The following is a 13,234-nucleotide window of genomic DNA, read 5'->3' as shown; positions in this document are numbered from 1 at the left end:
CCGTCAGGGTATCGGCGTTATCGCCACCTTCCAGCCGGTTCGCTTCGGCATCACCCGTTATGGTGTCAGCACCATCAGAACCAATAACATTCTCAATGCCGATCAGTACGTCGCTGGAACTATCACCATCGTCGCTGGCTTCCTGATTAAGCAGGTCAACATTGACAGCACTGCCGGCATCACTGTAGTCAACCGTATCAATGCCCGTGCCATCAGCACCGTCAGTGCCGCCGATAAGAGTATCTACTCCTCCCGCGCCATAAAATGTATCGCTGCCATCGCCACCGGTCAGTCGGTTATTTTCATCATCACCCCGGATCGAATCATCGTAATCGGTGCCAACCACTCTTTCGATATCAATCACCGCATCACGGTTGCCATAACCATCATCGATGGCTTCTTCACTGGCCAGATCAATGGTCAGGGCGCCGGTGGCGTCGCTGTAGTCAACAACATCATTCAGGCTGTTATCCGTTGTCTCATCGCCACCACGCAGAGTGTCAGCACCATCACCGCCTTTGAGGGTATCCGCACCACCGCCACCATGGAGTACATTGGCCAGATTATTACCGGTTAACGTATCGTTGTTACTGCTGCCGGTGAGGTTTTCAATATCGGCCAGGGTATCCGTATCACTGGTGCCTGCATCCGTGGCCGTACCACTGCCACCACCGGTCAGTGTTGCCGTTACTGCGCTGCCATGTCCGGTGTAATCTGCCGTATCGCCGGAACCGGCACCACCATCAAGAGTGTCACTGCCAGCGCCACCTTGCAGGGTATCGTCATCGGCACCACCAAAGAGCTGGTCAGCACCACCGCTGCCGCTTAGCAGGTCATTACCGTCATTACCGTGGAGGACGTTAGCAACATTGTCGCCGGTCAGCGTGTCAGCGTTGCTGCCGCCGGCAAGGTTTTCGATATCAGTGAGGGTATCTCTGCCGCTCTGGCCATCGTTGTTTTCTGACTGGTCAAGAAGATTGACGGTGACAGACTGAGACTGGGCACTGTAATCTGCGGTATCGCTACCGGCATCACCGAACAGGTTGTCATCACCTGAGCCACCGATCAGGGTGTCATCATCATTGCCACCTCTGAGGGTATCAATGAGATCACCACCATTCAGGGTGTCATCACCGTCCTGCCCTTCCAGAGTATCAGCCCCACCCAGCCCGTTCAGAGCGTCATTGTTTTGGCCACCCTGAAGTACGTTAGCAATATTGTCACCGGTCAGCGTATCGGCATGATCACTACCAATCACATTTTCAATCGATTGAAGCGTGTCCAGACTATAGTGACCATCGTTGACCTGTGCGCTACTGGAGAGATCAACCGTCAGCCCATATTCCGCATCACTGTAATCAACGGTATCAATACCATCATTACCATTCAGGGTATCGTCACCCCGACCACCCACAAGGATGTCATTGCCCAGGCCACCATCAAGGTTATTGTCCTGAGTAAAGCCCGTCAGGGTGTCATTACCCGAGCCACCAATAAGGTTTTCAACGCTTTCAAAGTTATCCCGATCACCGTGACCATCATCATTATCAGTAAAAACACCCGGATTGATCTGGATATCATTGGTCTGGTAGCCATAATCCGCGGTATCGACACCATCACCGCCCCGTAACCAGTCATTACCCGCCTCACCCACCAGCCGGTCATTCCCGTCACCACCGCTGAGATCATTCGCCTCGCTGTTGCCGGTGATGTCATCATTGACATTGGAACCAACAATATTCTCAATATCAATCAGGGTATCGGTGTCAGAGCCAGCTACGACTGAGCCTGTATCAGCACCGTTGTCGTTATCAAGGTCAATGGTTAAATTAACGTTAAGTACACCGCTGTAATCAACCGTATCGGTACCAGCACCACCATCAATGGTATCGCTGCCGCCACCTTCGAAGAACGTATCGGCACCGTCACCACCAAACAGCTGGTCACTCGCGGCACCACCGGTGATAGTGTCAGCCCCTTTCCCGCCTTCAATCCGGTTGATTCCCGCACTACCCGTCAGAATGTCGTCATGATCACCGGCGAGAATGTTCTCCACATCAGTGATGGTGTCGGTCAGTACACCACCTTCGGTGGCCCGGTTATACCAATGCCACTTTCTAATATTAAACGTTCCCCATAAAAAATAAGGGCTGTAGCTCTTTTATCTCATAGTTTGAAAATGAAAATGGTATTAGTGGTGAGATCAACGTTTACAGCTTCAGAGGCTTCCGTGTAATAAACCGTGTCGGTGCCTGCGCCACCATCCAGCAGGTCGTTGCCAGCACCACCTTGCAGGATGTCATCCTGATCGCCACCATAGAGCTGGTCATCACCATCCGCTCCGCTCAGGGTATCGATACCACCATTGCCGTAAAATTCGTTGTTGTTACTATCGCCGGTGGCCTGATCATCCCCTGCACCGAGGCGAATAACCTCGATATCGACCAGGGTATCGTTATCCCCGTAACCATCATTGTTCAAACCCTGATTGACCAGATCAATAACAATGGCCTGAACGCTGGTATTTGCTGAATAATCAACCGTGTCAGTATCACCACCACCATCAAGAGCGTCATCACCTGCGCCCCCGATCAGCGTGTCTTCACCCAGACCACCCATCAGCTCATTACTTGCGGTATTACCGGTCAGGGTATCGCCGGAATCGGTACCAGTGATGTTTTCAATATTACGAAGGATGTCAGTATCGCTACCGGAAATCGCCGTACCATCGCCCCCCAGAACCAGCGTTGCCTGAACGGACTGCCCCACACCCAGGTTGCTGTAATCGACGGTGTCGGTATCAGCACCGCCATCAATGATGTCGCTACCGGCACCTTCTATAAAGCGGTCATTGCCAGCCCCGCCTTCCAGGGTATCCGCGCCATCGCCGCCGGTGATGGTATCGGTACCGGCATTGCCCTTGAGAGTATTGGCAGCGCTTGTGCCGGTCAGCGTATCGTCACCACCTCCGGTACTGACCGCTTCAAAATTACTGATGGTATCCACACCATCCGTGCCCGCATTAACCTGAGAAAGGGTGAGATCAACCGTGAGATTAGTGCCGGAGTCACTGTAATCCAGCGTATCAAAGCCGGTACCACCATTGAGATTATCATCACCGGTGCCACCGCTGATGATGTCATCGTCATTCTGGCCACTGATGGTGTCGGCACCGGCACCACCGTAAATGATATCGTTTTGATCACCGCCGAAGAGTGTGTCTGCATCCCCTTCACCACGGATGATATCAACCCCGTCAAGCCCTTCAATGGTGTTTGCACCACTGCTGCCGGTCAGGGTGTCATCGAAATTACCGCCCTTGATATCCTCAATGCCGATCAGGATGTCATTGCCGCTGGCACCGGATGCATTACCTGCGGTCAGGTTGACGGTAACCCCGGCCTGGGCATCGTCGTAATCCGCCCGGTCAGAGGTGCCGGAATCGTCGCCACCAATCAGTACATCATCACCCAGGCCACCCTTGAGGACATCACTCCCTTCACGGCCTTCCAGTGTATTACCCAGGTTATCGCCGGTCAGCGAATCGCCCTGGATACCGCCAATCAGGTTCTCAATACTCTCAAAGGTATCCTGGCCACTGTCGCCATCGCTGGAGGCCTGATTATTCAACAGGCTGGCAGTCACGGCGCCGGTTACGTCGCTGTAATCAGCGGTATCGGTACCTGCGCCGCCTTTCAGGGTGTCATTACCGCTGTTACCGCGCAGGGTATCGTTGTTATCACCACCTTCGAGGGTGTCGGCACCGGCCGCCCCGGTCAGGTCATCATTCCCGATACCGCCCAGCAGGGAATCACTGCCCGTGCCACCATCCAGAATATCGTCCCCGGCACCGCCATCGAGAGTATCGGCACCTTCTCCACCGGACAGGGTATCGATGCCCCCAAGCCCGGTCAGGGTATTGTTCTGATTATCCCCCGTCAGACTGTCACTATTCTCACTGCCCGTGACATTCTCAATGCTGTCCAGTGTATCGCTGGAGGAATCACCGTCGTCAGAGGTCTGATTCGAGCCTGCGGAAAGATCCACCGTCACGCCAGACTGGGCATCGGTATAATCCGCCGTATCGGTGCCCGTACCGCCTTTGAGGGTGTCGGTACCGGCACCGCCGCTCAGAATGTCATCATTGGCGCCACCCTCCAGGGTATCGCCGCCACTCATACCTTTCAGTGTGTCATCACCCGCACCGCCCTGAAGCCGGTTGGCGTCACTGTCTCCGGTCAGGGCATCACCGCTGGAGCTACCGATCAGGTTCTCAATATCAATCAGGTCATCAGAGCTACCATCACCGTCACTGGTGGCTTGTGAGTTGGACAGGTTGGCCACCACCTGACCGGCAGCATTGCTGTAATCCACGGTATCCACATCGGAACCGCCACTGCCCACCAGACGATCCTGACCGGCACCACCCACCAGGGTATCATCGCCGCTATTACCGGTGAGCACATTGTCTCCGGCATCACCGGTGAGCGCATCATCGGCACTGCCCCCGGTGATGTTCTCTATATCCACCAGCGTGTCCTGACCACCGCTACCGTCATCGTTCAGGGACTGGTTCTGGAGATTAATGGTGACCGACGTACTCCGGGCACTGTAATCCGCCGTATCACCCGCCGATTCACCGGCACTGCCACCATCAAGCGTATCCGCGCCATCGCCACCCACCAGGGTGTCATCGCCGCTTTCGCCATACAGCCGGTCAACGCCGCCATTACCGTCCAGGGTATCGCCAGAGAGGCCACCGTAAAGATCATTGGCGCTGTTATCGCCGGTTAACGTGTCGAGGTGATCACTGCCGCGCAGATTTTCAATACTGATCAGCGTGTCTGTGGCATCGCCACTCACGGATGCCTGGGGAGTACCAAGAGAAAGGTTGGCGTTGACGGAGCCGGTAGCATCGCTGTAGTCCGCCATGTCACCTGCGGATTCGCCGGTGGTGCCGCCGTCAAGGGTATCGCCGCCGAGGCCGCCACTCAGGATATCATCGCCGCTGCCGCCCTGAAGATGGTCAGTACCGGCATTGCCCTTGATGATGTCGTTGCCATCCTGGCCTTCCAGGAGGTTGTCGTTAAGATCGCCGGTCAGGGTATCACCCAGCCCGCTGCCCTTGAGGTTTTCAATATCGGTCAGAGTGTCAGTATCGGCGGTGCCATCGGTGGTGGTGCCGCTGCTCAGGTCAGCGTTTATCGCACGGCCATGGTCGGTGTAGTCCGCCGTGTCACCGTTAGTCTCCCCGTCGGCACCCCCATTAAGCACATCACTGCCGCTGCCACCGATCAGAGTGTCATCACCACCCTCACCGAATAGCTGGTCAGCGGCGGCATTGCCGCTAAGGGTATCGATACCCTCATTGCCCCGGAGAACATTGGCGCCATCATCGCCCGTTAACTCATCGCCGAAGCTGCTGCCGGTAATATTCTCAATACTGGTCAGGGTATCGGTGTCGCTGCCAATGATTACCGTATCGGTGTTACCGGATATATCCACAGTCACACCGGCAGATGCCTGACTGTAATCAACCGTGTCAGCACCACCGCCGCCATTGAGGGTATCGCTGCCAGTGCCGCCATCAAGGGTATCGTTGCCACTGCCGCCTTCCAGAGTGTCATCACCGGCATCACCGTAGAGCGTATCGGCATTACTGCCACCCTCAAGGGTGTCGTCGTCACCGCCGCCACGCAGCGTGTCATCGCCATCACCACCCTGCAGCAGGTTGACCAGACTATCGCCGGTAATGCTGTCGCCACTGGTGCTACCGACAATATTCTCGATGCTGTCCAGAGTATCCGTACCGCCGGAACCATCCGTGGCTGTGGTGTCGGCGAGATTGACAGTAATACCGCTGGCATCATTGCTATAGACAGCGGTGTCAATGCCATCGCCACCTCGCAGCTGGTCGCCACCTGAACCCCCTTCAAGGTGGTCCGCCCCGGCACCGCCTTCCAGTATGTCGCCACCACTGCCGCCCCTCAGGGTATCTTCGCCCGCTTCACCCCTGAGGATGTCAGCATCCATCCCTCCGTCCAGCGTATCTGCACCGGCACCGCCTGCCAGCGTGTCCTCTCCCCCTCCACCATTAAGGATGTCATCACTGTCATTACCCAGCAGGGTATTGGCATTATCATCACCGGTCAGCGTATCGGCAAAAGCACTACCGGTAATATTTTCAATGCTGATCAGGATATCGGTGGCATCACCATCAACACTGCCGGTATCACTTGAGCCGGACAGGTCTGCGGTAACAAATCCCGTGGCATCGGTGTAATCCGCCGTATCACCACCGCTGCCTTCGTCACCACCATCCAGCGTATCGGCACCGGCGCCACCGGCCAGAGTATCATCCTCAAGGCCGCCAGCCAGAATATTGGCACCGGCATCACCGGTCAGGGTATCCCGGAAATCACTGCCGGTGACATTGTCAATATTGGTGATGGTATCAATAGCACCACTGCCATCGGTGGCCTGACTCGATGAGAGATCCACAACCACGCCAATACCGTCGCCATTGGCATCCTGGTCAGTGGTATAGTCCACGGTATCCACACCGGTACCGCTGCCACCGTCAATGGTGTCAGCGCCCGCGCCACCTACCAGCGTATCGGATCCCTCTCCCCCCTCAAGGGAATCGTCACCCAGTCCGCCTTCAAGCCTGTCGTTACCACCGGCACCCTGCAGCCTGTTGGCAGCCCCATCGCCCACCAGCTCATCATGGGCGCTGCTGCCAAGAATATTCTCTATCCCGATCAGGTCATCCTGACCGCCATCGCCATCGTCAGTGGTCTTGCTGATGGACAGATCAACACTGACCGCACTGGCCGCCAGGGAGTAATCGGCGGTATCGCCCACTGTCGTATTCAATCCACCTTCCAGACGATCATTGCCCGCCCGGCCTGTCAGGGTGTCATCGCCGTCATCACCGTAAAGATCATTGGCATTACTGTCACCGGTGAGCAGATCGTCATGGTTACTGCCCTGGATATTATCGATATCGTGGAAGGTATCCTGACCGCCATCACCATCATCAGTCGCTTCACCGTCCGCCAGGCTGGCGGTAACGGCTCCCGCCGCATCGGTATAGTCAACGGTATTTTCATCGGTACCATCACTGCCACCCCGGAAGGTATCATTGCCGAGACCACCGGCCAGAGTATCGCTACCCAGACCACCGGACAGCTCGTTATCCCCGTCATCGCCGGTCAGCTCATCGTCATTATCACTGCCGATAACATTTTCAATGCCGCTCAAGGTGTCGGTGGAACCAAAACCGTCATTAAACGCCGTGCCGGCACCAAGATCCACGGTGACATCATGGCTACTGGTGCTGTAATCCGCCGTGTCAATATCAGCGCCGCCGATCAGTTCATCGATACCACTACCGCCCACCAGCACATCATTACCAGCACCACCATCCAGCCTGTTTTCACTGGTATCCCCGGTCAACTGGTCAGCACCGCTACCACCGCTGATATTTTCAATATCAATCAGGGTGTCCTCACCGCCGGTACCATCCGTGGCCTGGGGTGCAGAGGCCGATAGATTCACAATCACCGCGCCGGTTTCATCGCTGTAATCGGCGGTATCGTCCAGCCCGGCACCGCCATCGAGGGTATCGTCACCGGCACCGCCTTTCAGGGTATCGTCACCGGCCTGGCCTTCCAGAATGTCGTCTTCACCCCCGCCGATCAGGGTATCCGTGCTATCACCGCCCTGAAGATGGTTCGCCAGGGCATTACCGGTGATCGTATCGTCCCCCTGGCTACCAATGATGTTCTCAATACTGATCAGCGAGTCGGTGGCACCAGAACCATCCTGTGCCGTGGCGGGTGTCACGCCCGCTTCAACGGAAAGATCCACCGTGATCCCGGCTGTGCCATCCTGGCTGTAATCGGCGGTATCAATACCTGAACCACCGTTCAGTATGTCAGCACCATCCCCACCCCGGAGTGTGTCATTCTCATCGCCACCATCAAGACTGTCGGCCCCTTCTTCACCGAAGAGGAAATCGTCCCCAAGTCCACCCTGAAGCAAGTTATCACTGCTGTTACCGGTGAGAGAATCACCATGATCACTGCCTGTCACATTTTCAATATTGCTCAGCGTATCCCGGCCACCGCTGCCGTCCGTGGATGTGCCATCAAGGTCAATGCTGACGGAACCACCATCCTGGCTGTAATCCGCAGTATCAGTACCCATACCACCATCAAGATCATCATCACCCGCACCGCCGCGCAAGGTGTCATCTCCGTCGCCACCACTGAGGCTGTTTTCTGAGTTGGTGCCGGTCAGGGTGTCGTCCAGCGCACCGCCAATAGCACTTTCAATGCTGCTCAGTGTTTCTGTGACGGTGCCTTCCGTGGCCTGGTTGGTCCCGAGATTGACGGTGATGGCATCGGTGGTGTTGTAACTGTAATCAACGGTGTCGGTACCGCTGCCACCATTTAGCGTATCCTGACCGGCACCGCCGGACAGGGTGTCATCATTGCTGCCGCCATCCAGGGTGTCATCCCCGTCACGGCCACTCAGACTGTCGTTACCACTGCCCCCGGTGATGCTCTGGGCACTGGCGTCACCCCGCAACGTATCGTTGCCGGAACCACCGATGAATGCCTCAATACCGGAAATGTCGTCCCTGCCACCCAGGCCATCGTTGTTGAGCGCCTGGTTTTCCAAATCGACGGTAACATTGGTGGTTTGAGCGGAATAATCCAGGGTATCGATACTGGCATCATCACCACCGATAATCACATCATCACCGGCGCCGCCCGAGAAGGTGTCGCCTCCGAGGCCGCCGGTAAGGATATTCTTGCCGGCATCCCCCGTCAGCGTATCACCAAGGTCCGAGCCGGTGACGTTCTCAATATTTTCCAGCGTATCAACCGCGCTGGTGACATCGGTTGCCGTGCCATTGGCGAGGTCGACGGTGATGGCTCGCAGATGGGTACTGTAATCCGCCGTATCACCGATGGTTTCCTGATTTTCACCACCACGCAAGGTATCGCTGCCCTCACCGCCCCTGAGGGTATCATCGCCATCGTCCCCCTCAAGCACATCGTTGCCGTCATTACCGGATAACGCGTCCGTACCACTGCCACCCTGCAGGGTATTGTCAATACTGTTACCGGTCAGGGCATCGTTACCGCTGCCGCCCCCGGCGAGGATGTCATTTTCATTGCCACCATTGAGGGTGTCATCCCCGTCATTACCGCGCAATGTATCCACGCCAGCATTGCCGGTCAGGACATTATCCAGGGTATCACCGGTCAGTGTGTCATCACCGCCGGAACCCGTGACGTTTTCTATGCCAATCAGGGTGTCGGTGGTCAGGCCACCTTCCTTCACCTGATTACTGGCCGCCGACAGATCCACCTCAACAGCACTACTGTTAAGACTGTAATCAGCGGTGTCACCACCGACACCGTGGGCACCACCATCCAGTATGTCTGCCCCGGTAACAGAGCCCACCCCGCCGGACAGCACATCATCACCGTCGTTACCGGTCAGAACATTGTTTTCCATATTACCCGTCAGATGGTCATCACCGGCACCCGCGGTGACATTCTCAATATTCTGCAGGGTATCCGTGTCACCAAACTGGTCCGTTGCGGAGCCGGTGCTGAGATCAATCGTGAGCGTCTGCCCTGCCAGCGCGGCACTGTAATCGGCCGTGTCGCCCAGGGTTTCAGCACCTTCGCCGCCATTGAGCGTATCGACACCTTCACCACCGACCAGGAGATCATCCCCCGCCATGCCGTTGAGGGTATTGGCTTCGGCATCGCCAGTCAGGGTATCACTCTCCAGGCCAGTACCACCATCGAAGGTATCGCTGCCATCACCACCCACGAAGGTATCCGAACCATCACCGCCCTGCAGATGGTTATCCGCAGCATTGCCAATCAGCAGATCACTGCCCGTGGAGCCGGTCACATGTTCAAGGTTTTGAAGGGTATCGATGCCACCCTCACCATCCCGGGCCGTGTTGGCACCAATATTGTGAGAAACGGTGTAATCAGTAGCGGAAAGGTTAACGGTTACGGCAGTGCTGGCATCACTGTAATCCACCCGGTCGCCGACCAGGCCATTATTGCCACCATCCAGCGTATCGTTACCGCCTCGCCCAACCAGGGTGTCGTCGCCATCGCCGCCACTGAGGGTATTGTCAGCGGAAGTGCCTTTCAATGTATCGTCGCCGGAACCACCGGCAACGTTCTCAATGGAAATCAGCGTATCCTGACCGGAACTGGTCACAACGGGATTGGCCGTATCATCCAGATCGATGGTAACGCCGGTAGTCTCGCTGCCATAACTGACGGTGTCACTGCCGTCACCACCATCCAGGGTATTGGTACCGCCACCGCCACCCAGAGTATCGTCTCCATCCAGACCAAAGATTTCATTGTCTGCGGTATCACCGAGCAACGTATCGCCCTGGTCCGACAGGTTGGTACCTTCAAGGTTTTCAATGGAATCAATGGTATCTGTGCCACCCAGACCGTCATCGGAAATACGGCCATCACTCAGGTCAACACTGACCGCATTGGTGAGCGCGGCAAAGCTGACGGTATCAATCCCATCACCACCACGAAGATCATCGTTGCCGGAGCCGCCGGCCAGTATGTCGTTGTCGTCGCCACCTTCGAGCAGGTCGTTACCCGCGCCCCCGGTCAGCACGTCATCGCCAGCGCCACCCTGAAGGGTGTCATGTCCCTCACCACCATCGAGCGTATCGACGCCACGACCGCTGCTCAGCACGTTATCGAGATCATTCCCGATAAGGGTGTCATTGCCATGATCCGTAGTGACATTCTCAAAACCAGTAACGGTATCCGTACCGGTAAACAGGCCACCGCCATAACTCTTGTTAACCGTCACTGTCCCGGAGCCATCCGGTGAGGCGCTCAGATCAACCGTAATATCATCCGGTGTATCGAAAGGGCTGGTTACCGTCCCCACCATGTCCAGCGTATCGATACCAGCACCACCGTCGAGGGTATCGTTACCAAAACCGCCATGGATGGTGTCGTCATTTTCACCACCATCGATGGTGTCATCGCCCTCATTACCATTGATGGTGTCGTTACCGGCACCACCGTTGATGGTGTCTGCCCCGCCACCACCAGAGATCGTGTCATTGCCGTCAATGCCATTAAGAACATTGGCACCCAGATCACTAAAAATCTGGTCATCGCCGGAACTGCCGGTCACGTTCTCAATATTGGTCAGGGTATCGGTATCACCACCACTGTCGGTGGCGGTGGAGCCTGCCAGATTAACCATGACAGGACCGGCTTCATCGCTGTAATCCGCCGTATCCGTATCAGCACCACCATCCAGACTGTCGGCACCGGCACCCCCTTTCAGCGTATCCGTACCCGCACCGCCTGAAAGAGTATCGTCATCAGCGCCACCGTCCAGAAGATCACTCCCGTCGCCGCCATTGAGTTCATCAATACCGGCACCGCCCTCCAGAAAATCATCGCCGCTCAAGCCATAAATGGTGTCGTCGCCAGCAAGGCCGGTCAGCGTATTACCACCATGATTACTGGCGTCAAGGTATTCACTACCGGTGATGGTATCGTCATGGATGGTACCGATAGCGCTCTCAAAATTACTGATAGCATCGGAAGTACCATAACCATCATCAGCCACCGTTCCGGAGCCGAGATCAACGGTAACACCGCTGTCAGGCCCAATGGTATTCCCCTCATATTCATAGCTGAACTGAATGGTGTCAGAGCCTGCGCCGCCATCGAGCTGATCATTACCAGAGCCGCCGGAAACGAAATCATCCCCCCCCCTGGCATCAACCACATCATCACCAACGCCTGCGTGAATAATGTCATTCTGATCACCGGTGATAATCTGATCATTGTTCGGACTGGTATCTAATATCAGGGGAGTAAGGCCTGAGGACGTCAGGGTCAGTTCATCAGGATCATCAGCGTCCCGCCGAACCACTGGAATACCGTATTCATTTTCAGAGCCATCATTGAAGACAACCCGGAAGGACAGGTCGACAACCTGACTATCAGACTCGCCTGGAAACGAGAGAATAAATGACGTCAGACTGGGCAGCAGCCAACTGCCATCCCCCTGATCAGCACCGCTGGCGACCCCCCACCCATCAGGCACATTTTCAACATATATCTCGGCAATATCAGTAATATTGGCATCGTTTTGCAGAATTAACTCTTTACTGTTGAGGGTGTTGCTAAACAGTGATGGATTATCACCGTATATTTCTAAGCCATTGTTTGTATTGAAGGTGTTATCGGGATTCTCGCCATTAAGTCCATCACCGGAACCACCAAAATACTCGGCCCCAAGATGCTGCTCCGGATCTGCCTGAGTGATTGACGGATCATTACCACCACCACCAACAATCAGCTGCCCGGCTGTTTTTGCGCCAACATTGGTGACTGAAACGGAGAAGGTAATATCGACATTACCTTCAGACAAAGACTCATAAGGGGCAACGTTATCATCAGGGGCGATATTACTGACATTGCTTTTGGTTGAAGTAAGGCTTTCGGTAAAGTCGCCTTCATGCTGCTCAACCTCTTCTACCTTCTCTTTAGCCTTAAACTCCTCCTCATTTTTCTTGATTTCTTTTGTGGACTTAGATTGTTTTTTGGCATCAGACTCACTGTATGAAGACTGTTGCTTCTGCTCCGTTGACTCGTCTACCGACTCCTCTGATTCCCCTTCAGCCCCTTTGAGCATATTGACCGGAACATCTTCCGATTCAGCAAATTCAGCCTTTGCAATAAAATCATCGCCGGAAATCACTGTGCCATCAGCAAATTTAAACTCAATGGCTTTTTCAGTCGCAATCATTACCCCTGCAAGCAACAGTGTTACTTCAATTCCACCGGGAAAAACGAGAACAAAGTCAGGCCCCCTGACTTCCAGTTTGACGTCATCCGGATTGACATCAAGCTGATACTGAGTATCACCCGATGCAGGCTTAACTACCGATTTTGATAATGATTCAGCATTAATTACTTCTACTTTCTTGTTATTATCTTCTGGATTTCCCCCTGAACTGCCAGTAGCTTGCGACTGCTGATCACCGCTGGCGCCGCTATCTTCGGCCATAGCAACTTCCCTGTGTATTCTTTTTCATTAATTGCAAAGAAAAGGAACAACCAATCAACCCTGATTGATTTTATAATTATTCTGTATTCAACAATTCTCACCAGCCCTATTAAACAGCTAA

2 protein-coding genes are annotated in these 13,234 nt (G+C 55.0%); both read right to left on the bottom strand.

Annotated elements, in window-relative coordinates; all coding sequences use genetic code 11:
- Nucleotides 1-2,056, bottom strand: a 2,056-nt coding sequence (locus tag RM811_RS18055; protein WP_402527096.1) for a calcium-binding protein, incomplete at its 3' end; no start/stop codon positions are given.
- 110 nt (nt 2,057-2,166) lie between these two features.
- The gene (locus RM811_RS18050; protein WP_402527094.1) at nt 2,167-13,113 is read right to left on the bottom strand and encodes a hypothetical protein; all 10,947 of its coding nucleotides are present in this window, start codon (nt 13,111-13,113) and stop codon (nt 2,167-2,169) included.
- Nucleotides 13,114-13,234: the final 121 nt, after the last annotated feature.

The sequence above is a fragment of the Endozoicomonas sp. genome (genome assembly GCF_031844845.1).
Lineage (GTDB): Bacteria > Pseudomonadota > Gammaproteobacteria > Pseudomonadales > Endozoicomonadaceae > Endozoicomonas.
Note: the sequence above shows the minus strand (reverse complement) of the source record. Positions and strands in the feature narration are given on the sequence as shown.

Excerpts from the sequence above, each read along its gene's own strand:
- RM811_RS18050 (WP_402527094.1), bottom strand. The coding sequence starts at position 13,113 with ATGGCCGAAGATAGCGGCGCCAGCGGTGATCAGCAGTCGCAAGCTACT.